The 26,320-nt window shown below is 65.8% G+C and carries 23 protein-coding genes; 2 read left to right on the forward strand and 21 right to left on the reverse strand.

What is annotated here, in order from left to right; genetic code table 11:
• The coding region (gene ppk1, locus AC3WRR_RS27090; RefSeq protein ID WP_492294318.1) for a polyphosphate kinase 1 at nucleotides 1-1,648 on the forward strand (1,648 nt) is incomplete at its 5' end.
• A gap of 96 nt (nucleotides 1,649-1,744) precedes the next feature.
• Here the strand turns inward: ppk1 and phoR are convergent.
• The 11 genes from phoR to AC3WRR_RS27145 all read right to left on the reverse strand — a co-directional run bounded on the left by phoR (nucleotide 1,745) and on the right by AC3WRR_RS27145 (nucleotide 13,939).
• Nucleotides 1,745-3,127, reverse strand: coding sequence for a phosphate regulon sensor histidine kinase PhoR (phoR, locus tag AC3WRR_RS27095; protein ID WP_010814306.1), 1,383 nt, complete (start codon nucleotides 3,125-3,127; stop codon nucleotides 1,745-1,747).
• A 133-nt stretch (nucleotides 3,128-3,260) separates the two neighbouring features.
• Nucleotides 3,261-3,968 (reverse strand): phosphate regulon transcriptional regulator PhoB, encoded by a 708-nt coding sequence (gene phoB, locus AC3WRR_RS27100; RefSeq protein WP_010814307.1) that lies wholly within the window; start codon nucleotides 3,966-3,968, stop codon nucleotides 3,261-3,263.
• Between the two features lie 27 nt (nucleotides 3,969-3,995).
• A complete protein-coding gene (gene phoU, locus AC3WRR_RS27105) occupies nucleotides 3,996-4,700 on the reverse strand; it encodes a phosphate signaling complex protein PhoU (protein ID WP_010814308.1) in 705 nt (234 codons plus the stop codon).
• Between the two features lie 47 nt (nucleotides 4,701-4,747).
• Complete coding sequence (gene pstB / locus AC3WRR_RS27110) at nucleotides 4,748-5,536, reverse strand: phosphate ABC transporter ATP-binding protein PstB (protein WP_010814309.1); 789 nt, start codon at nucleotides 5,534-5,536, stop codon at nucleotides 4,748-4,750.
• A 52-nt stretch (nucleotides 5,537-5,588) separates the two neighbouring features.
• A complete protein-coding gene (pstA, locus tag AC3WRR_RS27115) occupies nucleotides 5,589-6,488 on the reverse strand; it encodes a phosphate ABC transporter permease PstA (RefSeq protein WP_011615656.1) in 900 nt (299 codons plus the stop codon).
• A complete protein-coding gene (gene pstC, locus AC3WRR_RS27120; protein ID WP_011615657.1) occupies nucleotides 6,485-7,453 on the reverse strand; it encodes a phosphate ABC transporter permease PstC in 969 nt (322 codons plus the stop codon). The genes pstA and pstC overlap by 4 nt, the downstream gene beginning before the upstream one ends.
• Before the next feature lie 118 nt (nucleotides 7,454-7,571).
• On the reverse strand, nucleotides 7,572-8,603 hold the full coding sequence (pstS, locus tag AC3WRR_RS27125) for a phosphate ABC transporter substrate-binding protein PstS (RefSeq protein ID WP_010814312.1): 1,032 nt from the start codon (nucleotides 8,601-8,603) through the stop codon (nucleotides 7,572-7,574).
• A gap of 231 nt (nucleotides 8,604-8,834) precedes the next feature.
• Nucleotides 8,835-10,178: a phosphoglucosamine mutase gene (gene glmM / locus AC3WRR_RS27130; protein WP_010814313.1), complete on the reverse strand. Its 1,344-nt coding sequence runs from the start codon at nucleotides 10,176-10,178 to the stop codon at nucleotides 8,835-8,837.
• Nucleotides 10,179-10,236: 58 nt separating this feature from the next.
• A complete protein-coding gene (folP, locus tag AC3WRR_RS27135; protein WP_201025220.1) occupies nucleotides 10,237-11,103 on the reverse strand; it encodes a dihydropteroate synthase in 867 nt (288 codons plus the stop codon).
• Nucleotides 11,104-11,236: 133 nt separating this feature from the next.
• On the reverse strand, nucleotides 11,237-13,120 hold the full coding sequence (ftsH, locus tag AC3WRR_RS27140; RefSeq protein WP_010814315.1) for an ATP-dependent zinc metalloprotease FtsH: 1,884 nt from the start codon (nucleotides 13,118-13,120) through the stop codon (nucleotides 11,237-11,239).
• A 153-nt stretch (nucleotides 13,121-13,273) separates the two neighbouring features.
• Complete coding sequence (locus AC3WRR_RS27145; protein WP_010814316.1) at nucleotides 13,274-13,939, reverse strand: RlmE family RNA methyltransferase; 666 nt, start codon at nucleotides 13,937-13,939, stop codon at nucleotides 13,274-13,276.
• 299 nt (nucleotides 13,940-14,238) lie between these two features.
• Here AC3WRR_RS27145 and AC3WRR_RS27150 point away from each other — a divergent pair, with 299 nt between their 5' ends.
• Nucleotides 14,239-14,742 (forward strand): YhbY family RNA-binding protein, encoded by a 504-nt coding sequence (locus tag AC3WRR_RS27150; RefSeq protein WP_010814317.1) that lies wholly within the window; start codon nucleotides 14,239-14,241, stop codon nucleotides 14,740-14,742.
• A gap of 87 nt (nucleotides 14,743-14,829) precedes the next feature.
• On the opposite strand, the gene AC3WRR_RS27155 is transcribed toward AC3WRR_RS27150, so the two are convergent.
• The 10 genes from AC3WRR_RS27155 to AC3WRR_RS27200 all read right to left on the reverse strand — a co-directional run bounded on the left by AC3WRR_RS27155 (nucleotide 14,830) and on the right by AC3WRR_RS27200 (nucleotide 26,289).
• On the reverse strand, nucleotides 14,830-15,333 hold the full coding sequence (locus AC3WRR_RS27155; RefSeq protein WP_010814318.1) for a DUF4149 domain-containing protein: 504 nt from the start codon (nucleotides 15,331-15,333) through the stop codon (nucleotides 14,830-14,832).
• Between the two features lie 55 nt (nucleotides 15,334-15,388).
• Entirely contained in the window at nucleotides 15,389-15,865 is a 477-nt protein-coding gene (greA, locus tag AC3WRR_RS27160) for a transcription elongation factor GreA (RefSeq protein ID WP_010814319.1), read from the reverse strand.
• A gap of 248 nt (nucleotides 15,866-16,113) precedes the next feature.
• Complete coding sequence (carB, locus tag AC3WRR_RS27165; protein ID WP_010814320.1) at nucleotides 16,114-19,362, reverse strand: carbamoyl-phosphate synthase large subunit; 3,249 nt, start codon at nucleotides 19,360-19,362, stop codon at nucleotides 16,114-16,116.
• A gap of 89 nt (nucleotides 19,363-19,451) precedes the next feature.
• On the reverse strand, nucleotides 19,452-20,123 hold the full coding sequence (leuE, locus tag AC3WRR_RS27170) for a leucine efflux protein LeuE (RefSeq protein WP_011615659.1): 672 nt from the start codon (nucleotides 20,121-20,123) through the stop codon (nucleotides 19,452-19,454).
• A 38-nt stretch (nucleotides 20,124-20,161) separates the two neighbouring features.
• Entirely contained in the window at nucleotides 20,162-21,298 is a 1,137-nt protein-coding gene (gene carA, locus AC3WRR_RS27175; RefSeq protein WP_010814322.1) for a glutamine-hydrolyzing carbamoyl-phosphate synthase small subunit, read from the reverse strand.
• Nucleotides 21,299-21,632: 334 nt separating this feature from the next.
• Nucleotides 21,633-22,043, reverse strand: a complete 411-nt coding sequence (locus AC3WRR_RS27180; RefSeq protein WP_010814323.1) for a RidA family protein — start codon at nucleotides 22,041-22,043, stop codon at nucleotides 21,633-21,635.
• Between the two features lie 49 nt (nucleotides 22,044-22,092).
• Nucleotides 22,093-22,518, reverse strand: coding sequence for an acyl-CoA thioesterase (locus AC3WRR_RS27185; RefSeq protein ID WP_010814324.1), 426 nt, complete (start codon nucleotides 22,516-22,518; stop codon nucleotides 22,093-22,095).
• Nucleotides 22,515-24,203, reverse strand: coding sequence for an AMP-binding protein (locus AC3WRR_RS27190; RefSeq protein ID WP_058697206.1), 1,689 nt, complete (start codon nucleotides 24,201-24,203; stop codon nucleotides 22,515-22,517). The genes AC3WRR_RS27185 and AC3WRR_RS27190 overlap by 4 nt, the downstream gene beginning before the upstream one ends.
• Nucleotides 24,204-24,261: 58 nt before the next feature.
• On the reverse strand, nucleotides 24,262-25,431 hold the full coding sequence (locus AC3WRR_RS27195; RefSeq protein WP_058697207.1) for an acyl-CoA dehydrogenase family protein: 1,170 nt from the start codon (nucleotides 25,429-25,431) through the stop codon (nucleotides 24,262-24,264).
• A gap of 6 nt (nucleotides 25,432-25,437) precedes the next feature.
• Complete coding sequence (locus tag AC3WRR_RS27200) at nucleotides 25,438-26,289, reverse strand: enoyl-CoA hydratase family protein (RefSeq protein WP_492298620.1); 852 nt, start codon at nucleotides 26,287-26,289, stop codon at nucleotides 25,438-25,440.
• Nucleotides 26,290-26,320: the final 31 nt, after the last annotated feature.

The raw sequence follows: 26,320 nt of genomic DNA on the forward strand, positions 1-26,320 counted from the left end.
CGCCCACCCCTTTCCCCGCGTGCTCAACAAGAGCCTGAACTTCGTGGTGGAATTGTCCGGCAAGGACGCCTTCGGCCGCGAGGCCGACCTGGCCATCGTGCAGGCGCCGCGCGCGCTGCCGCGCGTGGTAAAGATGCCGGAGAAGCTGTCGGGCTACCCGTATGGCTTTGTGATGCTGTCGTCCTTCATGCAGGGCTTCGTGCATGAGCTGTTCCCGGCGATTGCCGTGCACGGCTGCTACCAGTTCCGCGTCACGCGCAACTCCGACCTGTTCGTCTCGGAAGACGAGATCACCGACCTGCGCGAGGCGCTGCAGGGCGAGCTGCCCACGCGCCATTTCGGCGACACGGTGCGCCTGGAAGTCTCGTCGGACACGCCGGCACCGCTGGCACGCCGGCTGCTGCTGGAATCGGGCCTCGCCGAGCAGGACCTGTATCGTGTTTCCGGCCCGGTGAACCTGGTGCGGCTGATGCAGATCCCCGACATGGTGGACCGGCCCGCGCTGAAGTTTGCGCCATATGTGCCCGCGCCGGTCAAGGCCTTCTCCGCCGGCGCGTCAATGTTCGACGTGATGCGCCAGCAGGACGTGTTGCTGCACCACCCGTACGAGAGCTTCAGTTCCGTGCTCGACCTGCTGCAGCTGGCCGCGGCCGACCCCAACGTGGTCGCGATCAAGCAGACCGTCTATCGCACCGGCAATGAGTCGCTGGTGATGGAAGCACTGATGACTGCCGCGCGCAACGGCAAGGAAGTGACCGTGGTGGTGGAGCTGCTGGCGCGCTTTGACGAGGAAACCAACATCAACTGGGCCGAGCGCCTGGAATCCGCGGGCGCACACGTGATCTACGGCGTGGTCGGCCACAAGTGCCACGCCAAGATGCTGCTGATCGTGCGGCGCGAGCCCACCGGCCCCAAGGCCAAGCAGGTCAAGCTGCGGCGCTACGCCCACCTCGGCACCGGCAACTACCATCCGCGCACCGCCCGCCTCTACACCGACTTCGGCCTGCTGACGGCCAACGAGGAGATCTGCGAAGACGTGCATCACGTGTTCCAGCTGCTGACCGGCACCGCCGGCACCATCCGGCTGAACCACCTGTGGCAGTCGCCCTTCACCATGCAGAGCAACCTGGTCGACCATATCCGCGCCGAGGCCCGCAACGCGCGCGCCGGCAAGCCCGCGCGCATCATCGCCAAGATGAACGCGCTGCTGGAGCCATCGATCATCGACGAGCTGTACAAGGCCTCGCGCGCGGGGGTGAAGATCGACCTGATCGTGCGCGGCGTGTGTGCGCTGATGCCGGGCGTGCCGGGCATGTCCGAGAACATCTCGGTGCGCTCGATCATCGGCCGCTTCCTGGAACACCACCGGGTCTACTACTTCTACGCCGGCGGCGAAGAGGTGCTGTACCTGTCCAGCGCCGACTGGATGGACCGCAACCTGTTCCGCCGCGTGGAAGTTGCCTTCCCGGTGCTGGACAAGGCGCTGAAGGCACGCGTCATCAAGGAAAGCCTGCAGGTGCACCTGCGCGACAACGCCTCGGCGTGGATCATGCAGCCGGACGGCAACTATGCACGCAAGCAGACGCGCTCGAAGCGTCCACATGTGAGTCAGAACGATATGCTGGTGATGTTTGGGGGGATGCCCTGAGCGGGCTTCTGTTGCCCACCCTGCGCCAGGAGCCGAGGAGGCTTCCCTGAGGCATAACATGCAAAACCCCGCCGCGGCGGGGTTTTCCTTTACGGGTCAGGCGGCGCGCCGCGAGGTGTCCGGCGACTGCGGCGGCGCGGTCGGGCCGCTGCCTGGCGCTGGCATGTCCGCGCCCTCCCCCGCCGAACGCAGGCTGCGTTCAAGCGGGAAGATCACGCGGAACACGCTGCCCCGGCCCTCTTCGCTGGTCACGCGCAGGTCCGCATGGTGGCGTGACAGCACGTGCTTGACGATGGCCAGCCCCAGCCCGGTGCCGCCGGTGTCGCGCGAGCGGCTGCGGTCCACGCGGTAGAAGCGCTCGGTCAGCCGGGGAATATGCTCGGGAGCGATGCCCAGGCCGGTATCGGCCACCGAGAACACGGCATGACCCTCTTCCCAGGCCAGCCTGATGGTGATGCGCCCCCCGTCCGGCGTGTAGCGCACGGCGTTCGACACCAGGTTGCCCAGCGCCGACAGCAGTTCGGTCTCGGCGCCACGCATGCCGACGGTCGGGTCGATCTCGGCCGAGACCTGGTGCCGTCCCTGCGACAGCGCCTCGGCGTCGTGGGTCAGGTGCGCCACCATGGCACGGATCGGCACGATGTCATTGCCGGGCGGCTGCGCATCGCTTTCCAGCTTGGCCAGCGCCAGCAGGTCTTCGACGATGCTCTGCATGCGCACCGACTGCGCCAGCATCATGTCGATGTAGCGGCGCCGGTCGTCTTCCGACACCGGCAGGTCGCGCACGGTTTCCAGGAAGCCGGTCAGCACCGTCAGCGGCGTCTTCAGTTCGTGCGACACGTTGGCAACGAAGTCGCGCCGCATCGCCTCGGTGTTTTCGAGCTTGGTGATGTCCTGCGTGATCACCAGCTTGCGGTTGTCGCCATAGGGCAGGATCTGCACCGCGATCACGCTGTGCTTGTGCTCGCCCATGTCGCGCATCACCAGTGGGTCATCGAAGCGCTGCCGGGTCAGGTAGTGGACGAACTCGGGGCGGCGGATCAGGTGGGTGATGCGCTGGCGCACGTCGCGCCGCGCGTTCAGGCCGAAATGCTGCTCGGCCACGTCGTTGCACCACTCGATCTGGTCGGCGTCGTCCAGCATCAGCACGCCGTTGGGCGAAGCCTGGATGGCCTGGATAAAGCGCGTGTGCTGCTGCTCGACCTGCAGCACCTGGGTGCGCCAGCGCTTGACCAGCCGGTGCAGCCGGTAATACACCTCGCCCCAAAGCCCGAGTGCACTGGGGATCTCGCCGTAGACCGGCGCATCAAGCACCTTCCACAGGCGGTTGATCTGGTACAGGTAGTAGAACAGCAGCCCGAGCAGCGATACGCATGCCAGCGCCAGCGCCGGCACCGGGCCCACGGCCAGGTAAACACCGGCGGACAGCACCAGCAGGCTGATCAGGATGGCCACGGAACGGGCCCAGATGACATTCATGCGCAGGGTTCAGGCTCGCAGCCACGGAAGGCTGCAGGGTTGCGACGGAGTGTGCCACGAATGCGCCGCGCCCTGCCAGCAGCGTGGGCTCTGGCAGGGCAGCACGTCAAGCCGCCCTCCCATGTCCGGCGCGTCAGGCGCCGGGCGTGCGCGCCAGGCGGTAGCCACTGCCGCGCACGGTTTCGATCATATTGCTGTAGCCGCCGGGGGTGAGCGCGGCGCGCAGGCGCTTGATATGGACGTCGACGGTACGCTCCTCGACAAAGACATGGTCGCCCCAGACCTGGTCGAGCAGTTGCGAGCGGCTGTGCACGCGCTCCGGATGCGTCATCAGGAAGTGCAGCAGGCGGAACTCGGTCGGACCCAGCTCCAGCTTGATCGCGCCGCTGTCGTCCTGGCCGGTGACACGGTGCGTGGCCGGGTCCAGGCGCAGGCCGTTGATGGCCACCACATCGTCGGTCAGCTGCGGCGCACGGCGGCGCAGCACCGCCTTGATCCGCGCCAGCAGTTCCTTGGGCGAGAACGGCTTGGTGACGTAGTCGTCGGCGCCGGCCTCAAGCCCCATCACCTTGTCCTGCTCCTCGCCGCGGGCGGTCAGCATGATGATGGGGATCTGGCGGGTGCGGTCGTTGGCCCGCAACTCCTTGGCGAAGTTCGCGCCCGACTTGCCCGGGAGCATCCAGTCGAGCAGCACCAGGTCGGGCAGCACATCGCTCATCAGCGACAGCGCCTGCTCGGCGTTGTAGGCCCGGATCGGATAGTGCCCCGCGTGCTGCAGGTTCACGGCGATCAGTTCGGCGATCGCCGGTTCGTCTTCGACAACGAGAATACTGCTTGGCATGTAATTGTTCTCCGTGGGCGGCTGAGTTCAGCTCAGCGCTTCGCGCTCCATGTCCTCGCGCGAGACATGGCGGACGTCCGTCCCCTTGACAATGTAAATGATAAATTCCGCGATGTTCTTGGCGTGATCGCCAATGCGCTCCACCGCCTTGGCGATGAACAGGAAATCCAGCGCGACCGAGATCGTACGCGGGTCTTCCATCATGTACGTGATCAGCTTGCGCACGAAGCCGCGGAATTCCTCGTCGATGGCCTTGTCGTCCTTGACGATGCGCGCCGCCGCCACGGTGTCCAGGCGCGCAAAGGCGTCCAGCGCCTGGCGCAGCAGCGAGATCGCCATCTCGCCCGAGAGCTTGACCTCGGCGTAATTGATGCTGTGCGCCGACGCGTCTTCCATGATGTGCTTGGTGCGCTTGGCGATCTTCTCGGCCTCGTCGCCGGCGCGCTCCAGGTTGGTGATGGTCTTGGAGATGGCCATCACCAGGCGCAGGTCGCGCGCGGTCGGCTGGCGCCGGGCAATGATGTTGCCGCAGTCGGCATCGATCTCGACTTCCAGCGCGTTGAGCTGGATCTCCCGGGCGATGACCTGGTCGGCGGTCTCGCCATCGAAGTCGGACAGCGCGCGCATGGCGAGCTCGATCTGCGACTCGACCAGGCCGCCCATCTGCAGCAGCTTGGTGTTGATCGCGTTGAGGTCGGCGTCGAACTGGGTCGACAGGTGCTTGTCTGGCATGGGATTCTCCTGGCCGCTTATGGATATGCTACGCCCTGCGGTAACGATCAGCCGAACCGGCCGGTAATGTAGTCTTCCGTTTCCTTGCGGTGCGGCTTGATGAAGATCTTCTCGGTCTCGCCGAACTCGATCAGTTCGCCCAGGTACATGTAGGCGGTGTAGTCCGAGCAGCGCGCCGCCTGCTGCATGTTGTGGGTAACGATCACGACCGTGTACTCGTCCTTCAGCTCCGCGATCAGTTCCTCGATGCGGCCGGTGGAAATCGGATCGAGTGCCGAGCACGGCTCGTCCAGCAGCAGCACTTCCGGGCGGATGGCAATGCCGCGCGCGATGCACAGGCGCTGCTGCTGGCCGCCGGACAGGCCGTAGCCGGACTGATGCAGCTTGTCCTTGGCCTCGTTCCACAGCGCCGCCTTGGTCAGCGCCCATTCCACGCGGTCGTCCATCTCCGAGCGCGACAGCTTCTCGAACAGGCGCACGCCGAAGGCGATGTTGTCGTAGATCGACATCGGGAACGGTGTCGGCTTCTGGAACACCATGCCGACCTTGGCGCGCAGCAGCGCGATGTCCTGGCGCGCGGTCAGCAGGTTGTCGCCGTCCATGTTGATCTCACCCTCGGCGCGCTGCTCGGGATACAGCGCATACATCTTGTTGAAGGTGCGCAGCAGCGTCGACTTGCCGCACCCCGACGGTCCGATGAAGGCCGTGACCTTGCGGTCGGGGATCGACATGTTGATGTCCTTCAGCGCATGGAACTGGCCGTAGTAGAAGTTCAGGTTGCGCACGTCGATCTTGGCGCGTACCGAATCGGGAATGTCGATGACGGTGGAGGTCATTGCGTTTCTCGCTTGCAGTCTTTGGGCGGGACGGTTTGCGTGGTCCGGCCGCTTATTTCTTGAACAGGATGCGCGCCAGGATATTCAGGGCCAGCACGCCGATCGTAATCAGGAACACACCCGCCCAGGCCAGTTGCTGCCATTCGGTGAACGGGCTCATGGCAAAGCGGAAGATCGTCACCGGCAGGTTGGCCATCGGCTTGTTCAGGTCGCTGGTCCAGAACTGATTGGACAGCGCGGTGAACAGCAGCGGCGCGGTCTCGCCGGCGATACGGGCGACGGCCAGCAACACCCCGGTCACAATGCCGGCGTAGGATGACTTCACCGTGATCGACAGCACCATCTTCCACTTGGGCGTGCCGAGTGCGAAGGCCGCCTCGCGCAGCGCGTTGGGCACCAGGTTCAGCATGTTCTCGGTGGTGCGCACCACGATCGGCACCTGCAGCAGCGCCAGCGCGCAGATCCCGGCCCAGCCCGAGAAGTGGCCCATGCGGGTCACCACCAGCGCGTAGACAAAGAGGCCGATCACAATCGACGGCGCCGACAGCAGGATGTCGTTGATAAAGCGGATAAAGCTGGCCAGCGGCGAGCTCTTGCCGTACTCGGCCAGGTAGATGCCGGCCAGGATGCCCAGCGGCGTGCCGAACAGCGTGGCCATGCCGACCATCACGAAGCTGCCGAAGATGGCGTTGGCCAGGCCGCCGCCAGCGGTATTCGGCGCCGGGGTCATCTGCGTGAACAGGTCCAGCGACAGGCCGCCCACGCCCAGCGTGACGGTGGTCCACAGGATCCACGCCAGCCAGAACAGGCCGAAGCCCATCGCCACCAGCGAGGCGGTCAGTGCATACAGGTTGGTGCGGCGGCGGCGCGCCTGCAGCCGGGTGCGAATGGCATCCGCGTCGGCACGGACCGCCGGGATCGATGCGGTTGACACAGCTTGACTCGCGCTCATTTGGTTCCCTCATTCTTTGCCAGTCGCAGCAGCAGCAGCTTGGACAGCGCCAGCACCACGAAGGTAATGAAGAACAGGATCAGGCCCAGTTCCATCAGCGCCGCGGTGTGCAGGCCGGCGCCGGCTTCGGCGAATTCGTTGGCGAGCGCCGAGGTGATGCTGTTGCCCGGCGAGAACAGCGAGGCGCTGTCCAGCAGGTTGGTGTTGCCGATCACGAAGGTGACGGCCATGGTCTCGCCCAGTGCGCGGCCCAGGCCCAGCATCACGCCGCCGATGACACCGGCGCGGGTGTAGGGCAGCACCACGTTCCACATCACTTCCCAGGTGGTGCAGCCCACGCCGTAGGCCGATTCCTTGAGCAGCACCGGGGTGACTTCAAACACGTCGCGCATCACCGAAGCGATGTACGGGATGATCATGATCGCCAGGATCACGCCCGCGCACAGCAGGCCGATGCCCAGCGGCGCGCCCTGGAACAGCTTGCCGACCACCGGCAGCTGGCCCACCGTGGCGGCCAGGGGCTTCTGGAAATACTCGCCGAAGATCGGCGCGAACACGAGCAGGCCCCACATGCCGTAGACGATCGACGGCACCGCGGCGAGCAGTTCGATGGCCGTGCCCAGCGGGCGGCGCAGCCAGGCCGGCGACAGCTCGGTCAGGAACAGCGCGATGCCGAAGCTCACCGGCACCGCGATGATCAGCGCGATCAGCGAGGTCACGATGGTGCCGTAGATGGGCACCAGCGCGCCATAGACATCGGCGGGAGGATCCCACTCCGCGGTCCACAGGAAGCGCGCACCGAAGGTCTGGATCGACGGCCAGGCGCTGATCGCGAGCGAGACGATGATGCCGCCCAGCAGCAGCAGGGTCACGATCGCGGCGCCCCGCGTCAGGCCGCCGAACAGGATGTCGCCCATGCGGCTCGGGGGCTGGACGTTGCGGATCTCGGAGGGGGTAGTCGCCATGTCGGGAATTCAGGGTGGATCGCCGCTCCCGCCTGGGCGGGAGCCTGGTGTCCGGGCCAGTTTCGGGCAGCCCGGCCACCGGCCCCGCACTCGCGCGGGGCCGGCGATGCCGTCAGGATCAGTACAGCGCCTTGCCCGAGGCGTCCTTGACGCTGGTCTTCCAGGTCGAACGGATCTGGTTCACAACGTTTTCCGGCAGCGGCACGTAGTCAAGGTCGGCGGCCATGTTGGCGCCGCTCTTGTAGGCCCAGTCGAAGAACTTCAGCACTTCGGCACCCTGCGCGGCCTTTTCCTGGTTCTTGTGGACCAGGATGAAGGTGGCGCCGGCGATCGGCCAGGCTTCCTTGCCCGGCTGGTTGGTCAGGATCTGGTAGTAGGTCTTGCTCCAGTCCGCACCGGCGGCGGCAGCCTTGAAGGCATCGTCGCCCGGCTTGACCACGGCACCCGACGCGTTCTTCATGTTCACGTGGGTCATCTTGTTCTGCTTGGCGTAGGCGTACTCGACGTAGCCGATGGCGCCGTTCAGGCGCTGCACGAAGGCGGCGACGCCCTCGTTGCCCTTGCCGCCGGTGCCGCCGCCCGGCCAGTTGACCGTGGTGCCCTCGCCCACCGCGCTCTTCCAGTCCGGGCTGACCTTGGACAGGTAGTTGGTGAAGATGAAGGTAGTGCCCGAACCGTCGGCGCGGCGCACCGGCAGGATGTCCTGGCTCGGCAGCTTGGCTTGCGGGTTCAGCGCCTTGATCGCGGGGTCATCCCACTTCTTGATCTTGCCCAGGTAGATATTGGCCAGCACTTCGCCCGTGATGGTCAGATCGCCCGGCTTTACGCCCTGCAGGTTGATCACCGGCACCACGCCGCCGATCACGGTCGGGAACTGGACCAGGCCCTGCTTGTTCAGGTCCTCGTCCTTCAGCGGCGCGTCCGAGGCACCGAAATCGACCGTCTTGGCGCCGATCTGCTTGATCCCGCCCGACGAGCCGATGGATTGATAGTTGACCTTATTACCCGTTGCTTTTTGGTATGCGTCGGCCCACTTGGAATACACGGGCGCCGGGAAAGAAGCGCCTGCACCGGTAATTTCCGCCGCGAACGCAGTACCCGCCACCACCATCGAAACGATGCCTGCCACGGCAGTCTTGACCAGCTTCATATGTCCTCCAGAGAACATTGGTTGGGAATGACAAATTTTTGACAAGACGAACTCTATGCTCCCTGTATGACAATTCCGTGACATCTTTAAATCTTCTTGGAACCGGCCTCCAGCAAGGGATCGCCGCGGCCATCCGGCAATCATGGTGACGCAATATGACGGCGGTTAATTGCGTTATGGAATAAAAAAACGCCGGGACTGGCCCGGCGTTCCTGGTCAGGGGGCGGCGCATCAGGCGCCCAAGGCATCGGCCAGCCGCCTGGCCGCGCGCTCGGCCATTTCAGCCTGCTCGGCCTCGACCATCACGCGCACCACCGGCTCGGTGCCGGAGGCACGGATCAGCACCCGGCCGCGCCCCTCCAGTTCAGGCTCGACCGCCGCGCGCGCGGCCTGCAGGCCGGCATGCGACTGCCAGTCGAAGCCTTTCTGCACGCGCACGTTGATGAGCGTCTGCGGGAACAGCCTTACGCCCTCGAGCAACTGCGCCAGAGTCTTGCCGCTGCGGCGCAGCGCGGCCAGCACCTGCAGCGCCGACACGATGCCGTCGCCGGTGCTGTGGCGGTCCAGGCACAGCAGGTGGCCGGAGCCCTCGCCGCCCAGAGTCCAGCTGCGCTTGTTCAACTCTTCCAGCACATAGCGGTCACCCACCTTGGCGCGCACGAATTCCACGCCCTGGCGCTTGAGCGCGAGCTCCACCGCCATATTGGTCATCAGCGTGCCCACGGCACCCGGCACCGCCTGGCCAGCGGCCTGGCGGTCGCGCACGATCAGATACAGCAGTTCGTCGCCGTTGTAGAGACGGCCGTCGGCATCCACCACCTGCAAGCGGTCGGCGTCGCCGTCAAAGGCCAGGCCCAGGTCAGCGCCATGGGCCTTGACCGCCTCAACCAGCTTGGCCGGCGCGGTGGCGCCGTAGCCGTCGTTGATATTGCGGCCGTCCGGCTGGTTGCCGATCGAAACCACGTCGGCGCCCAGCTCATGGAACACGTGCGGCGCGATGTGGTAGGCGGCGCCATGGGCGCAGTCGACCACCAGTTTCAGGCCGTACAGGTCCTGCTCATGCGGGAAGGTGCTCTTGCAGAACTCGATATAGCGGCCGGGCGCATCGTTGATGCGGCGCGCGCGGCCCAGGTCATCGGACGGCGCGCACACCATCGGCTCTTCGATGGCAGCCTCGATCTCTGCCTCGACCGCATCGGGCAGCTTGTCGCCGTCGGCCGAAAAGAACTTGATGCCGTTGTCGTAGTAGGGATTGTGGCTGGCCGAGATCACCACGCCGGCGGACAGCCGCAGCGCCCGCGTCAGGTAGGCGATGCCCGGCGTCGGCAGCGGACCGGTCAGCAGCACGTGCACGCCGGCCGAGGTGAAGCCGGCTTCCAGCGCCGCTTCCAGCATATAGCCGGAAATGCGCGTGTCCTTGCCGATCAGCACGGTCGGCTTGCCTTGCCCGGTCTTGGCGCCGTGGGCCAGCACCTTGCCGGCCGCATGGCCCAGGCGCATCACGAAGTCCGGCGTGATCGGCGCCTCGCCGACCCTGCCCCGCACGCCATCTGTCCCGAAATACTTGCGTGTCATTCGCTGATTCCCTTTCTTTACTCTGATCGTTGTTCTGCCTGCGGTGGCCGCGGCTGGTTCAGGCCGCGCCAACGGACTCGTTGCGCACCGCCCACCAGATCTTCACGGCGTCCACCGTCTGCTCCACATCATGCACGCGCACGATAAATGCTCCGCGCTCCAGCGCACACACCGCGGCGGCAATGCTGGCGGCAACACGCTGCTGCGGCGGCCGGCCACCAAGGACCGCGCCCAGCGTGGACTTGCGCGAGATGCCAGCCAGCACCGGCAGGCCCTCAAGCGCCAGCCGCGGCAGTTGGCCGAGCAGGCGCAGATTATGATCGGGTGTCTTGCCGAAGCCGAACCCCGGATCGAGGGAGATGCGCGCATCGTCGATGCCGGCAGCGCGCAGCACGGCAATGCGCTCGGCAAGGAACCCGGCCACCTCGGCGACCACGTCATCGTAGTGCGGGTCTTCCTGCATGGTCTGCGGATCGCGCTGCATATGCATCACGCACAGGCCCGCCTGCCCCGCCGCCACGGCCTCGACCGCGCCCGGCATGCGGAAACCCCAGATATCGTTGATGAGATCGGCTCCGGCCGCAAGCGCGGCGCGCATGACCTCGGGCTTGTAGGTATCGACCGAGAGCGGCTTGCCGCAGTCGCGCAGTGCTTCCACCACCGGGATCACGCGCGCCAGTTCGTCTTCCAGCGGCAGCGCCGCCGAACCGGGCCGGCTGGATTCCCCGCCGATGTCGATGATGTCCACGCCCTCGGCGATCATCTGCCCGGCATGGCGCAGCGCCGCGTCCCGGCTGGCATGCTGGCCGCCATCCGAGAAGGAATCGGGCGTGACGTTGAGGATACCCATCACCAGCGGGCGCTGGTCCAGGGCAAAGCGAAAACGGCCGCACTGGAAATACCTGGTCTGAGAAGTCTGCTGCAAGGTAGGAATGCTTGATTCAATCCGGGCGCGGCAGATGCCGCGCAAAAGGAAAAGCCGGTGCACCAGGCACCGGCTTCAGGGACAGGCACACTACACAGCCATCACTACGGCGTCGTCTGTGGACGAACCAGGATCAGGCCGTGGCGGGCGCGTTGGTCGGCGCCACCGGCGACCCGCCCGGAGGCGTGCTGCCGCCGCCGTTCGGGCCCGACGCGCTGCGCGGCGGACGCGGCGGCTTGCCGGCCATGATGTCGTTGACCTGGTCGGCATCGATGGTTTCCCATTCCATCAGCGCGTTGGTCATGGCTTCGACCTTGTCGCGGTTCTCTTCGAGCAGGCGCTTGGCCAGCGCGTATTGCTCGTCGATGATGCGGCGGATCTCGGCGTCGACCTTCTGCTGCGTGGCTTCCGACACCGTCTTCGACGACAGCTTGCCGAACATGCCATCCTGCTCGGTATCCACGTAGACCATGGCACCCAGCGAATCGCTCATGCCGAAGCGGGTCACCATGTCGCGGGCGAGCTTGGTGGCGCGCTCGAAGTCGTTGGAAGCACCGGTGCTCATGGCGTTGAGGAAGACCTCTTCCGCCGCACGGCCGCCGAAGAGGATGGCAACCTCTTCCAGCATGCTGTCCTTGTACTTCGAATACTTGTCATGCTCCGGCAGCTGCCAGGTCACACCCAGCGCCCAGCCACGCGGCATGATGGTGACCTTGTGCACCGGGTCAGCCTTGGGCAGCAGCTTGGCCACTACCGCATGGCCCGACTCATGGTAAGCCGTGGCCCGGCGCTCTTCTTCGCGCATGACCGTCGACTTGCGCTCCGGACCCATGTAGATCTTGTCCTTGGCGTCCTCGAAGTCCTGCATGTCGACCACGCGCTTGCTCCGGCGGGCGGCAAACAGTGCGGCTTCGTTGACCAGGTTGGCCAGGTCCGCGCCCGAGAAGCCCGGGGTGCCGCGCGCGATGATCGAGGCGTCGACATCGTTGCCGATCGGCACCTTGCGCATATGGACCTTCAGGATCTGCTCGCGGCCGCGGATGTCCGGCAGGCCCACGTAGACCTGGCGGTCGAAACGGCCCGGACGCAGCAGCGCCTTGTCCAGCACGTCGGCACGGTTGGTCGCGGCGATCACGATCACGCCCGAGTTGGCCTCGAAGCCGTCCATCTCGACCAGCATCTGGTTCAGGGTCTGCTCGCGCTCGTCGTTGCCGCCGCCCATGCCGGCGCCACGATGGCGGCCGACCGCGTCGATTTCATCGATGAACACGATGCAGGGTGCCTGCTTCTTGGCGTTCTCGAACATGTCGCGCACGCGGGCCGCGCCCACGCCGACGAACATTTCCACAAAGTCGGAACCCGAGATGCTGAAGAACGGCACCTTGGCCTCGCCGGCAATGGCGCGCGCCAGCAGCGTCTTGCCGGTACCCGGAGGGCCTACCAACAGCACGCCGCGCGGGATGCGCCCGCCCAGCTTCTGGAATTTCTGCGGGTCCTTCAGGAAGTCGACCAGCTCGACCACTTCTTCCTTGGACTCGTCGCAGCCGGCGACGTCCTGGAACGTGACGGCGTTCTGGTTCTCGTCGATCAGGCGCGCACGCGACTTGCCGAATGAGAAAGCGCCGCCTTTGCCGCCCCCCTGCATCTGGCGCATCATGTAGAACCAGAACACGATGATCAGCAGGGTCGGCCCGAGGTAATACAGGGCCTGCACCAGCACGTTGGGTTCGTCGTCCGCCTTGCCGGTCACCTGGACGCCGTACTTCATCAGGTCGCCGACCATCCAGATGTCGCCCGGCGAGATGATGGTGTACTTGGCGCCTTCCTTAGGCGAGACCACCAGGTTGCGGCCCTGCACGTCGACACGCGACACCTTGCCATTCTTGGCGTCATCCATGAACTGCGAATAGGTGACGCTGTCCTGCGCACGGGGCTTGTCGAACTGCTTGAAGACGGTAAACAACACCAGCGCGATTACGAGCCAGATTGCCGCCTTTTGAAACAGGTTGTTATTCAAGGCCGAACTCCTTTGCAATTGCCTTGCCAACGGATAGCTGCATTGTAATGCAGCGCCCGCCCTCGGGGGGAAACAGAGAAACTATGATGCCGATAGCACCGGGTGGGGCACTTTCCACGCTTCTTTTTTCGCCCTGGCTTGTATCGAGACCGGTCAATCCACTGCCTTGAGGTAGCGCCCAAGGATAAAGGTTTCGGAAGACTTGTCGCGAGACGCCTTGGGCTTGCGTTTCGCAACCACTTTGAAATGCCGTTTGAACTTCTCCACGATCTGGCTGTAGCCGCTCCCGTGGAAGCACTTTACCAGCAATGCCCCCTCCGGCTTAAGGTGGGCCTGCGCAAATTCCAGCGCCAGGTCGCACAGGTACTCGATCCGTGCTGCATCGGCGAAGGCCACACCGGACAAATTGGGGGCCATGTCCGACAAAACAAGGTCAATCTTGTTACCGCCGGAGGCGTCCAGCACCACACTTTCCAGTTCGCGGAAGACTGATTCCTCGCGAAAGTCACCCTGGATGAAAGTGACGTCGGCGACCGGTTCCATCGGCAGCAGGTCGATCGCGACCACGGCGCCATCGATCCTGCCGTCCTTGGCCCGGGGCGAGTCCGCCAGCTTGTTGCGGGCGTACTGGCTCCAGCTGCCCGGCGCCGCGCCCAGGTCGACGATCACCTGCCCCGGGCGGATCAGCTTGTCCTGCTCGTCGATCTCCTTGAGCTTGTAGGCCGCGCGGGCACGATAGCCCTCGCGCTGGGCCATTTTCACGTACGGATCGTTGATGTGGTCGTGCAGCCACGAATGATTGAACTTGTTTTTTGCCATGCCAGTTACCAGCCTGTTCCCTGCCCCGCCCGCCGGTCAATGCCGCCCGCGAGGGTTTTCCTACTGTTTTGATGATTTTGCTGCCCGACAGTGCCGGATTGACGGATAATACGCGCCAATCCGCATCCCGACCGCCGGCTCGCCTTATCAGCTGCCGGCTTGCCGCCCCCGGGCGGCCGTCGGCAGCCTGTCCTTGCCCGACCCGCCGTGTCACGACCGGCGCGGGCTGCAGCGCCCGATTTCCAGCGCCCACGCGCTCTATCACTATTTCAAGCGCCTCAAATAATCAGCGCCAACTTATGCCTGCTCTACAACTAGTCCCTGCCCAGCGCTCTGACCTGCGCTCCCGTGCCCATGCCCTGAACCCGGTCGTGATGGTCGGCGCCGAAGGCCTGACCCGTGCCGTACTGGCCGAGATCGACCGCAGCCTGGCCGCCCACGACCTGATCAAGATCCGCGTGTTCGGCGACGATCGCGATGCGCGCATCGCCATCTACGAAGAAATCTGCGACCAGCTCAGCGCCGCGCCGATCCAGCATATCGGCAAGCTGCTGGTGGTCTGGCGTCCGGGCGAAGCGCGCCTGAAGGAAAACCAGGCCGAAGACCTGGGCCGCCACACCCCCGCCCGCCGTGGCGGCGCGGCCCCGCGCACGGTGACGGTCAAGAAGCCCAGCGCCGCGCCGAACCGCCGTCCGACCCGCAAGGAAGTCACGGTGCTTGGCAACGAGCGCGTCACCGCCGGCGGCAATGTGAAGCGTTCGCGCGCACGCCCGACCAGCCAGAAGAAGAAGGCGCTGGGCTGAGCACGATCAGCTGAAGCATGGCGGGGTCGCTGCCAGGCGACGCCCGATGCCGGCACGCCACGCCCGTGGCGGTGCCGGCGGCCGGCCTCATTCCCCGGCCGAACGCGGCGCCGAAGCGCGCCACACCAGCACCAGCGCCAGCAGGCTTTGCAGCAGGTAGAAGGCGCTCGACACGCCGTGCAGCATGCCGAACTGCGCCTTGTAAGGCGATTCCGAAACGCCGACGCCCAGCGCCAGCGCCTTTTCCTTCAGGCCGGCCATGAACGGCTGGGTGCCGAAGTAGCCCGCCAGCACGCAGCACAACATGCCCAGCACCAGCCAGCGCAGGCCGCGATAGCGGTGGGCACCGCGCCGGATCATCACGTTGCACAGCACCAGCTGCAGCACGCCGATGGTGACCCCGACGATGGCCTCGGTATGGAACAGGTGCCCGGCGATCATGCCCGCCATCTCGCGGCTGGGCAGCACCGAGAACAAGGTCGGCGCCACCATGTAGCCGACGGTCCAGAGGCTGCCTGCCCACACCACCGTCAGCAGCAGGAAGATGCGGTGCGGCAGCGGCGGCAGATTGTTATAGGAATTGGAGAACACGTGCCGGTCTTTCCGGTGGGCCGGGCCAGGTGCAAGCCTGCCGGCCGGGCCGGCGTCAGATATAGCGTACGGTAATGACTTCGTACTCGCGCTCGCCACCAGGGGCCAGCACGGTTGCGACGTCGCCTTCGAACTTGCCGATCAGCGCACGCGCGATGGGCGAGCTGACTGAGATCTTGCCGACGTCGATGTCGGCTTCGTCATCGCCCACGATCTGGTAGCTGACGGGACTGCCGGACTCCAGGTCTTCCAGGTCCACAGTCGCGCCAAAGACGATGCGGCCGTCGGTGTCCAGCTGGGTCGGGTCGATGATCTGCGCGGCCGACAGCTTGGCCTCCACTTCCAGGATGCGGCCTTCGATAAAGGCTTGCTTTTCCTTGGCGGCGTCGTATTCGGCGTTTTCAGACAGGTCGCCCTGTGCGCGGGCTTCCGAGATCGCATTGATCACCGCCGGACGCTCGACAGCCTTCAGGCGCTGCAGCTCTTCCTTCAGGAGCTCTGCGCCACGCTTGGTAATCGGAATGGTGCTCATGTCTTCGTTCAACAAAAAAATGAGCCGCAGCGGAGCTGGAGCCATCCCTGACCAATGCTGCCAGGGCACTTCCGCTCAACCGCGGCTTTCAGACAGGACCGAATGCGGGCACGCCGCATCGATCGGCGAATTTGACGTAGTTTAGGCCAGGAAGCCAGCCGGCAGCAACTCCGGCGGGCTTCCTGGCCTTGACCGGGCGCAATGCGCCCGGCCAGTGGCGATGTGCCGCTTGCCTTACCTGCGGGGCTTCAGGCCAGCGAGGCGTGCAGGCTCTGCAGGTCGTAGACCTCCAGGCTCTGCATGTGCTTCAGGCCCTCCACCGCGGCGCGGGCGCCGGCGATGGTGGTGTAGTAAGGAATGCGGTGGGCCAGCGCCGAGGTCCGGATCGAGCGCGAATCGGCAATCGCGGTGCGGGTTTCGTCCACGGTGGTGAACACCAGCGCCAGTTCGCCGTTCTTGATCATGTCCACGATATGCGGACGGCCGTCCTTGACCTTGTTGACGGTCTTGACCGGGATGCCGGCGGCCTCGATGGCCGACGCGGTGCCGCGGGTGGCAACGATCGGGTAGCCCATGTCGTGCAGCATGCGTGCCACGCCAACGGCGCGCGGCTTGTCGCTGTCCTTCACGGTGATCAGCACGGTGCCCTTCTCCGGCAGGCGCGAACCTGCGGCCAGCTGGCTCTTGAACAGCGCCTCGCCGAAGGCCTTGCCCACGCCCATCACTTCGCCGGTCGAGCGCATTTCAGGTCCGAGGACCGGATCGACGCCCGGGAACTTGTTGAACGGGAACACCGCTTCCTTGACGCTGTAGTACGGCGGGATGACTTCTTCGCCGATACCCTGCTCGTCCAGCGACTGGCCCGCCATGCAGCGCGCGGCGATCTTGGCCAACTGCAAGCCGGTGGCCTTGGACACGTACGGCACGGTGCGCGAGGCGCGCGGGTTCACTTCCAGCACGTAGACGGTATCGACGCCGTCGTTCTGCTGGATCGCGAACTGCACGTTCATCAGGCCGATCACGTTCAGCGCCTTGGCCATCGCGGCGGTCTGGCGCTTCAGTTCAGCCACGGTCTCGGCCGACAGCGAGTACGGCGGCAGCGAGCACGCGGAGTCGCCCGAGTGCACGCCAGCCTGCTCGATGTGCTCCATCACGCCGCCGATGAAGACGCGCTTGCCGTCGGAGATGGCATCGACGTCGCACTCGATGGCGTCGTTCAGGAAGCGGTCCAGCAGCACCGGGGAATCGTTCGAGACCTTGACGGCCTCGCGCATGTAGCGCTCGAGGTCGCGCGGCTCATGCACGATTTCCATGGCGCGGCCGCCCAGCACGTACGACGGGCGCACCACCAGCGGGTAGCCGATTTCTTCGGCCAGGCGCAGCGCTTCGTCCTCGGCACGCGCGGTGCGGTTGGGCGGCTGGCGCAGGCCCAGTTCCTGCAGCAGCTTCTGGAAGCGCTCGCGGTCCTCGGCCGCGTCGATCATGTCGGGGCTGGTGCCGATGATGGGCACGCCGTTGGCTTCCAGGTCCAGCGCCAGCTTCAGCGGGGTCTGGCCGCCGTACTGCACGATCACGCCGACCGGCTTCTCGAGCGCGACGATCTCCAGCACGTCTTCCAGCGTCAGCGGCTCGAAGTACAGGCGGTCCGAGGTGTCATAGTCGGTCGACACGGTTTCCGGGTTGCAGTTGACCATGATGGTCTCGTACCCGTCTTCGCGCAGCGCCAGCGCGGCGTGCACGCAGCAGTAGTCGAACTCGATGCCCTGGCCGATCCGGTTCGGGCCGCCGCCCAGCACCATGATCTTCTTCTTGTCGGTCGGCTGCGCCTCGCACTCGCCATGCTCGGCCTCGTAGGTCGAGTACATGTAGGCGGTGTTGGTGGCGAACTCGGCCGCGCAGGTGTCCACGCGCTTGTAGACCGGGCGCACGTTCTGGGCGATGCGCGCTTCGCGCACGGCCTTGGCGTCGGTCTTCAGCAGCTTGGCCAGGCGGCGGTCGGAGAAGCCCTTCTGCTTCAGGAAGCGCAGCTCGGCGGTCGACAGGCTTTCCAGCGTGCGCGCCTTGACCAGGCCTTCGGTCTTGATGATGTCTTCGATCTGGGCCAGGAACCACGGGTCGATGTCGGTCTCGGCATAGACCTCTTCCAGCGACATGCCCAGGCGGAAGGCGTCGCCCACGTACCAGATGCGGTCGGGGCCGGCTTCGCCGATCTCCTCGACGACCTCGTCACGGTCCGTCGACTTTTCGTCCAGGCCGTCGACGCCCACTTCCAGGCCGCGCAGGGCCTTCTGGAACGATTCCTGGAAGGTGCGGCCCATCGCCATCACCTCGCCCACCGACTTCATCTGGGTGGTCAGGTGGCTGTCGGCCTGCGGGAATTTCTCAAACGCGAAACGCGGCACCTTGGTGACCACGTAGTCGATCGACGGCTCGAACGAGGCCGGGGTCGCGCCGCCGGTGATCTCGTTCTTCAGCTCGTCCAGCGTGTAGCCCACGGCCAGCTTGGCCGCGACCTTGGCGATCGGGAAGCCGGTGGCCTTGGAGGCCAGCGCCGACGAACGCGACACCCGCGGGTTCATCTCGATGACGATCATGCGACCGTCCTTCGGGTTGATCGAGAACTGCACGTTGGAGCCGCCGGTGTCGACACCGATCTCGCGCAGCACGGCCAGCGACGCGTTGCGCAGGATCTGGTATTCCTTGTCGGTCAGGGTCTGCGCCGGAGCGACGGTGATCGAGTCGCCGGTGTGGATGCCCATCGGGTCCAGGTTCTCGATCGAGCAGATGATGATGCAGTTGTCCTTCTTGTCGCGGACGACTTCCATCTCATACTCTTTCCAGCCCAGCAGCGATTCTTCGATCAGCAGCTCGCGCGTCGGCGACAGGTCCAGGCCGCGCTTGCAGATCTCTTCGAATTCTTCGCGGTTGTAGGCGATGCCGCCGCCGCTGCCGCCCAGCGTGAACGACGGGCGGATCACGATCGGGTAGCCGCCGGTACCGGTTTCCTGGGCAATGCGCGACTGCACGGCCATGGCTTCGTCCATCGAGTGGGCGATGCCCGACTTGGCCGAACCCAGACCGATCTTGGTCATGGCGTCCTTGAACTTCTGGCGGTCCTCGGCCTTGTCGATGGCTTCCGGCGAGGCGCCGATCAGCTCGACCTTGTACTTGTCCAGCACGCCGTGACGGTGCAGGTCCAGCGCGCAGTTCAGCGCGGTCTGGCCGCCCATGGTCGGCAGGATCGCGTCCGGGCGCTCCTTCTCGATGATGCGCTCGACCACTTCCCAGGTGATCGGCTCGATGTAGGTCACATCGGCCGTGTTGGGGTCGGTCATGATGGTCGCCGGGTTCGAATTGACCAGGATGACCTTGAAGCCTTCCTCGCGCAGCGCCTTGCAGGCCTGGGCGCCGGAGTAGTCGAACTCGCACGCCTGGCCGATGATGATGGGGCCCGCGCCGATAATCAGGATGCTCTTGATGTCTGTGCGTTTTGGCATTGCACGCTCTCTTTATGGGCCGGCCCGCCTTGCCTGCGGACCGCGCCGGTAATCAGGGAATCCGTCAGGATTCAAAAATATCGTCTTGCTCAGTTCATCGTGGCCGTCGCCAGCTTGGCGCCGAAGCCGATGAACATCGCGCCCACCCCGCTCGACATGCCCGCCGACAGGCGCCGGCGGCGCCGGAATGCGTCGGCCAGCTTCGCGCCCACGAAGATGATCGTGGTCAGGTAGGCAAAGCTGCAGAACTGGGCGACCAGGCCCAGCACGGAGAACGACAGCACCGGGTAAGCGAAGGCCGGGTCGACAAACTGGATGAAGAACGAGATGAAGAACAGGATCGCCTTCGGGTTCAGCAGGCTGATCAGCAACGCCTTGCGGAACGGGTCGGACTGGTCGGCCTTGCTAACCGGCGCGGCGGCGGCGGCATCGCCGCGTGCGGCCCAGTTGCGCAGCGCGCCGCGCAGCATGCTGAAACCAATCCATGCCAGGTAGGCCGCGCCGACGTACTTCACCACGTAGAACAGCGCCGGGCTGGCCTTGAGCAGCGAGGCCACGCCCGCCGCCGACAGCACCATCAGCACGAAGTCGCCCAGGAACACCCCGCACGCGCCCTTGTAGCCGGCGCGCACGCCGCGCTGCGCCGCCACCGACAGCACGTACATCGAGTTCGGCCCCGGCAGCAGCACGATAAAGATCGTGCCCAGCACATAGGTCCAGAAATCGGTGATGCCGAAAGCGGTATGCATGAAGGCGTTCATGGGATGTCCCTGAGGTCTGCGCTGTTCTTCTTGCCCGCTTACTTGCGCGCGTCCGTCATCAGCTTGATGAAGCGGTCGAACAGGTAAGCCACGTCGTTCGGACCGGGCGACGCCTCCGGATGGCCCTGGAAGCAGAAGGCCGGCTTGTCGGTCAGCGCGAAACCCTGCAGCGAACCGTCGAACAGCGACTTGTGCGTCACGCGCACATTCGACGGCAGCGTGTCCGCATCGACCGCGAAGCCGTGGTTCTGCGACGTGATCACCACGCGGCCATCGTCCAGGTCCTTGACCGGGTGGTTGGCGCCATGGTGGCCGAACTTCATCTTCAGGGTCTTGGCGCCTACTGCCAGCGCCATGATCTGGTGGCCCAGGCAGATGCCGAAGGTCGGGATGCCGCGCTCGATGAACTCGCGCGTGGCGGCGATGGCATAGTCGCACGGCTCGGGGTCACCGGGGCCGTTGGACAGGAACACGCCGTCCGGATTCAGCGCCAGCGCGTCGGCGGCGCTCGCCTGCGCGGGCAGCACCGTGACCTTGCAGCCGCGCTCGGCCAGCATGCGCAGGATGTTGTACTTGACGCCGTAGTCATAGGCGACCACGTGGAATTGCGGCTGGTCCTGCTTGCCGTAGCCTTCGCCCAGCTTCCATTCGGACTGGGTCCACTCGTACGGTTCCTTGACCGAGACTACCTTGGCCAGGTCCATGCCGGCCAGGCCGGGGAACGAGCGGGCCAGGTCGATGGCCTTCTGGACATTGTCTTCGCCGGCCAAGATGCAGCCGTTCTGGGCACCCTTTTCACGCAGGATACGCGTCAGCTTGCGCGTATCGATGCCGGCGATGGCCACCACCTTTTCCTGCTTCAGGTAGTGGGCAAGGGTGTGCTCCTTGCGGAAGTTCGAGGCCAGGATCGGCAGATCCTTGATGATCAGGCCGGCGGCATGGACTTTCGTGGCTTCGACATCCTCAGGATTGACCCCGTAGTTACCGATATGCGGATACGTCAGCGTGACGATCTGCCGGGAGTAACTCGGGTCGGTGAGGATTTCCTGGTAACCGGTGATGGCGGTGTTGAACACCACTTCACCGATGGTATGGCCGGAAGCGCCAATGGAATAGCCACGAAAGACCGTGCCGTCTGCAAGCGCGAGAATGGCGGACGGAAAAGACGGTAACACGGGTAGGCTCCTGCTGGACTCACCCCGTGACCGACCAATCGACGCCTCGTGCCTCCCAGGCTGGATCCGTGACGGCGGCAGCGGCATTGCGCCGATGCGGTCGGATCCGGTTGCGACATGCTCCTTGCGTCACATTGAATGCGGACAGCAAAGGCGGCGCGGCTGGGGGCGGCGGAAGGTGGAAAGCGGTAGGCGCTAGGGTGAAGGGTTCTGAAAGCGAAACTTTCGAATTATATCCCGCGCCACCCAATTTCTCAAGTTTTCAAGGACTTGCACGCGGCAGGCAGCGGCGGCGCGACGCCGCCGGCCACCGTCCTGCCCTGTGCCTGCTACGTTACGCCCGCGGCGGCACGACCGCCGTGACCTCGATTTCCACCTTGGCGCGCGGCTCCACCAGGTCCGCAACCTCGACCGCCGTCATCGCCGGGAAGTGGCGGCCGATGATGGCCCGGTAATGCTGGCCGATCGCCCCATAGGCGCCGACATATTCCGCCTTGTCCTTCACATACCAGGTCATGCGCACGATATGCTCGGGCAGCGCGTCTCCGGCCGCCAGCACGGCAACCACGTTGCGCAGCGCCTGCGCCACCTGCAGGCCGAAGTCGTCGGTCTCGAATTCACATTTGCCGGTCCAGCCGATCTGGCCGCTGACAAAGAGGAGGCGGCTGCCGACCTGCATTTCGGTCATGGTGCCGTTGGCGTAGCCACGCGGAGGCGCCCAGTCGGGCGGCTGCAGGATGTTCATGATGCGTTTTCCTGTTGATTATCTGTATGAGTGAATGGAATTCGGGGATTCAGGCCGTCGCGACCAGGTAGGCCGACATGGCCTCGCGCACGGCATCGGGCAGCGGCTGCGGAGCAATCGAGCCGGTATCGACGCAGACCAGCCGCTGCGTCACTTCCATGCGGGTATCGTCATGCGGGCCGGCGAAGCGGATCGCGAGGGTAAAGCTGGACTGGCCCAGCTTCAGCACGCGCAGTTCCCGCGTCAGCACCTCGCCCAGCCGGCTCGGAGCCAGGAAGCGGCACTCCAGCTCGGCGGTCGGCACGCCAGTTCGGCCCTCGCCATGCATGGCGTCGAAGGGCCAGCCCAGCGCCTCGCTGAACCAGTCTTCGATCAGGTCGTTGAGCATCTCGAAATAGCGCGGGTAGAACACGATGCCCGCGGCGTCGCAGTGCTTGAAGCGCACCAGGACGGTGCTGCGGAACACGGGGCTCATGGCTTCCCCGCCTGGTTGACGCCGCCATTGCCGCCGCCATTGCCCTGCTCCGCCATCTGCCGCAGCCGGAAGCGCTGCAGCTTGCCGGTCTCGGTGCGCGGCAGCGCCGGCACGAACACAATACGGCGCGGATACTTGTAGGGCGCGATCTGGCGCTTCACGTAGTCCTGCAGCGCGGTGCGGGTAGCGTCGTCCGCCGCCACGCCCTCGCGCAGCACCACATAGGCCATCACCACCTGGCCGCGCCCGTCGTCGGGCGCGCCGACCACACCGCATTCGGCCACTGCCTCGTGCTGCATCAGTGCGCTTTCCACCTCCGGCCCGGCGATGTTGTAGCCGGCCGAGATGATCATGTCGTCCGAACGCGCCTGGTAGAAGTAGTAGCCGTCCTCGTCAACGAAAAAGGTATCACCCGGCAGGTTCCAGCCCGCCTTCACATAGTTGGACTGGCGCGGATCGTCCAGGTAGCGGCAGCCGGTTGGCCCCTGCACCGCGAGCTTGCCGACCTGCCCCGGCGGCAGGGGCTGCATGTTCTCGTCGACGATCTGCGCGACATAGCCCGGCACCACGCGCCCGATCGCGCCCGGCCTGACCTCGGCGCCGGCGCTGGAGATAAAGATATGCATCATCTCCGTGCCGCCGATGCCGTCGGTCATCTCGATGCCGGTGGCCGCCTTCCAGCTCTGGCGCGTGGCGTCCGGCAGGGCTTCGCCGGCCGACACGCTCTTCTTCAGGCTGGACAGGTCGTAGCGCGGCGCCAGCGCTGCCATCTGCCGGTAGAAGGTCGGGGCGGTAAAGACGATGGTGGCGCGGAAATCCTGGATCAGCCCGAGCAGCGTCTCTGGCGTCAGCTTCTCGGCCAGCACGGCGCTGGCGCCGATGCGCAGCGGGAAACACAGCATGCCGCCCAGCCCGAAGGTGAACGCGATCGGCGGTGTGCCGCAGAACACGTCGTCGGGCTGCGGGCGCAGCACGTGGCGCGGGAACAGGTCGCACATGGCCAGCACGTCGCGATGGAAGTGCATGGTGCCCTTGGGCTGGCCGGTGGTGCCGCTGGTAAAGGCGATCAGGCAGACGTCGTCGCTGGCGGTGTCGCAGGCCTCGAAGGCATCCGGCTTGCCCGCCATCGCCGCCTCCAGCGAACCCTCGCCTTCACCGTTGAAGTACAGCGTGCGCGCCAGGCTCGGGCAGTGGAATTCGCCGCCCGCCTGCTGGTTGGCATCGAGTTCCTCGCGCAGCCGCGCATCGCACAGCGCGGCGCCGACCTGGGCCTTGTCGATGATCTGCTTCAGTTCCTTGGCGCGCAGCAGCGGCATGGTCGGCACCGCGACCAGGCCCGCCTTGAGCGTGGCCAGCCAGCTGGCGGCCATCATCAGGTTGTTGGGCCCGCGCAGCAGCACGCGATTGCCGGGCACCAGCTGCATGTCCTCGACCAGCACATGGGCGATGCGGTTCACCAGCGCCGCCAGCTGCGCATACGTGACCGTCTCGATCTGTCCGTCGCAGCGATGGCGGATGGCGATGCGCTCGCCGCGGCCTTCGCGCACGTGGCGGTCTACCAGCTCCACCGCGGCATTCATCCGCTCAGGGTAGTCGGTATCGTCATTGAAGCGGAACACCGGCCACATATCGGGCGGCGGCAGGCGGTCGCGCGCGAAGGTATCGAGGTGGGCTGTGGTCGCCATGGCTTGTCTCCTGTCTGCTCTGTATCGGTACGGCAGTCGTGGGTGGCACGCGGGGGCGTCAGGCTTTGCGCCCGGCCAGCGTCTCGCGCGCAATGATCAGCTTCTGCACTTCGGTGGCGCCTTCATAGATGCGCAGCGAGCGGATCTCGCGGTACAGGCTTTCCACCCGCGTGCCGACCTTGACGCCCAGGCCGCCGAACATCTGCACCGCACGGTCGATCACCTGCTGTGCGTTCTCGGTTGCCACCATCTTGGCCATGGCCGCCTCGCGCGTGGTGCGCTGGCCCTTGACATCGCGCAGCCAGGCCGCGCGGTAGGTCAGCAGCGCCGCGGCGTCGATCGCGGTGGCCATGTCGCCGATGGCGGCCTGGGTCAGTTGCAGGTCGGCCAGCACGCCGCCGAACATCGGGCGCGCGCAGGCGCGCGCCAGAGCATCGTCAAGCGCGGCGCGGCCAAAGCCCAGCGCAGCCGCCGCGACCGAGGCACGAAAGATGTCGAGCGTCATCATCGCCACCTTGAAGCCCTGCCCCGCCTCGCCCAGCCGGTTGCCCACGGGCACGCGGCAGTCGTCGAAACGCAGCGTGGCGAGCGGGTGCGGCGCCATCACGTCGATGCGCTCGGCGATGGTCAGGCCCGGCGTATCGGCGTCCACCACAAAGGCGGAGATGCCGCGCGCGCCCGGCGCCTCGCCGGTGCGCACGAACACGCAGTAGAAGTCGGCAATGCCGCCGTTGGAAATCCAGGTCTTGGCGCCATCGATCACATAGTGGCTGCCGTCGTCCGACAGCCGTGCGCTGCACTGCATGGCGGCCACATCGGAACCGGCCTCTGGCTCGGACAGCGCAAACGCGGCAATCGCCTCGCCGCGGGCCACGCGCGGCAGGTAATGCGCACGCAGCGCATCGCTGCCGGCCAGCGAGATCGCGCCCGAGCCCAGCCCCTGCATGGCAAAGGCAAAATCGGCCAGGCCGTCATGGCGCGCCAGGGTCTCGCGCAGCAGGCACAGCGAGCGCGAATCCAGCGCCGGCAGCGCGCCGCCGTGCGCGGCCGGCACGCAGTAGCGCAGCCAGCCGGCCTCGCCCAGCTGGCGCACCAGCGCGCGGCAGGCGGCGTCGGTATCGCTGTGGTCGACATGGAGGTGTTGCGCGCACCAGGCGTCCAGTTCGCGCTCCAGTGTGCGGTGCGCATCGTCGAACAGCGGCAGGTCGAGATAGGTCTTGTCGGACATGGCGCTTCAGTCCCCTTCGAACACCGGCTTGGTCTTGGCGACGAAGGCCTCGTAGGCGCGGCGGAAGTCGCGCGTCTGCATGCAGATGGCCTGGGCTTCGGCCTCGGCCTCGATGGCCTCGTCCAGCCCCATGTTCCATTCCTGGTGCAGCAGCTTCTTGGTCACACCATGCGCAAAGGTCGGGCCGGCGGCCAGTTGCGCGGCCAGCGTCTGCGCCTGGGCCAGCACCGATTCGGACGGATGCAGCGCATTGAAGAAGCCCCACTGCAGGCCCTCTTCCGCGCTCATCGAGCGGCCGGTGTAGAGCAGCTCGCTGGCACGCCCCTGCCCGATCACGCGCGGCAGCAGCGTGCACGCGCCCATGTCGGCGCCGGCCAGGCCGACGCGCGTGAACAGGAACGCGGTCTTGGCCTGCGCCGTGCCCAGGCGCATGTCGGAGGCCAGCGCCATCATCGCGCCGGCGCCGGCGCAGATGCCGTCGACCGCGCTCACCACCGGCTGCGGGCAGGCGCGCATGGCCTTGACCAGGTCGCCGGTCAAGCGCGTGAAGTCGAGCAGCTCAGGCATGGTCATGCGCGTGAGAGGCCCAATGATCTCGTGCACGTCGCCGCCCGAGCAGTAGTTGCCACCCGCGCCCGTCACCACCACCGCCTTGATGTCGCTGGCATAGCACAGGCCGCGGAACAGATCGCGCAGCTCGGCGTAGGAATCGAAAGTCAGCGGATTCTTGCGCTCCGGCCGGTTCAGCGTCACGGTGCCGACCTTGCCGTCGCCGGACACCGACCACAGGAAGTGCTCCGGCTGGTAGCCGGCAAAGCTGCGCTTGTGGTGGCGCATGTCGAGTGCGATCTCTGTCATGGGTTCTCTCTCAGGTCCTTGTTCTGTCGTT

The organism is Cupriavidus sp. FW305-3-2-15-C-LB2, assembly GCF_058787575.1.

Excerpts from the sequence above, each read along its gene's own strand:
- phoR (WP_010814306.1), bottom strand. The coding sequence starts at position 3,127 with ATGAATGTCATCTGGGCCCGTTCCGTGGCCATCCTGATCAGCCTGCTG.
- phoB (WP_010814307.1), bottom strand. The coding sequence starts at position 3,968 with ATGCCAAGCAGTATTCTCGTTGTCGAAGACGAACCGGCGATCGCCGAA.
- phoU (WP_010814308.1), bottom strand. The coding sequence starts at position 4,700 with ATGCCAGACAAGCACCTGTCGACCCAGTTCGACGCCGACCTCAACGCG.
- pstB (WP_010814309.1), bottom strand. The coding sequence starts at position 5,536 with ATGACCTCCACCGTCATCGACATTCCCGATTCGGTACGCGCCAAGATC.
- pstA (WP_011615656.1), bottom strand. The coding sequence starts at position 6,488 with ATGAGCGCGAGTCAAGCTGTGTCAACCGCATCGATCCCGGCGGTCCGT.
- pstC (WP_011615657.1), bottom strand. The coding sequence starts at position 7,453 with ATGGCGACTACCCCCTCCGAGATCCGCAACGTCCAGCCCCCGAGCCGC.
- pstS (WP_010814312.1), bottom strand. The coding sequence starts at position 8,603 with ATGAAGCTGGTCAAGACTGCCGTGGCAGGCATCGTTTCGATGGTGGTG.
- glmM (WP_010814313.1), bottom strand. The coding sequence starts at position 10,178 with ATGACACGCAAGTATTTCGGGACAGATGGCGTGCGGGGCAGGGTCGGC.
- AC3WRR_RS27145 (WP_010814316.1), bottom strand. The coding sequence starts at position 13,939 with ATGGCAAAAAACAAGTTCAATCATTCGTGGCTGCACGACCACATCAAC.
- AC3WRR_RS27150 (WP_010814317.1), top strand. The coding sequence starts at position 14,239 with ATGCCTGCTCTACAACTAGTCCCTGCCCAGCGCTCTGACCTGCGCTCC.
- greA (WP_010814319.1), bottom strand. The coding sequence starts at position 15,865 with ATGAGCACCATTCCGATTACCAAGCGTGGCGCAGAGCTCCTGAAGGAA.
- carB (WP_010814320.1), bottom strand. The coding sequence starts at position 19,362 with ATGCCAAAACGCACAGACATCAAGAGCATCCTGATTATCGGCGCGGGC.
- leuE (WP_011615659.1), bottom strand. The coding sequence starts at position 20,123 with ATGAACGCCTTCATGCATACCGCTTTCGGCATCACCGATTTCTGGACC.
- AC3WRR_RS27180 (WP_010814323.1), bottom strand. The coding sequence starts at position 22,043 with ATGAACATCCTGCAGCCGCCCGACTGGGCGCCTCCGCGTGGCTACGCC.
- AC3WRR_RS27185 (WP_010814324.1), bottom strand. The coding sequence starts at position 22,518 with ATGAGCCCCGTGTTCCGCAGCACCGTCCTGGTGCGCTTCAAGCACTGC.
- AC3WRR_RS27190 (WP_058697206.1), bottom strand. The coding sequence starts at position 24,203 with ATGGCGACCACAGCCCACCTCGATACCTTCGCGCGCGACCGCCTGCCG.
- AC3WRR_RS27195 (WP_058697207.1), bottom strand. The coding sequence starts at position 25,431 with ATGTCCGACAAGACCTATCTCGACCTGCCGCTGTTCGACGATGCGCAC.
- AC3WRR_RS27200 (WP_492298620.1), bottom strand. The coding sequence starts at position 26,289 with ATGACAGAGATCGCACTCGACATGCGCCACCACAAGCGCAGCTTTGCC.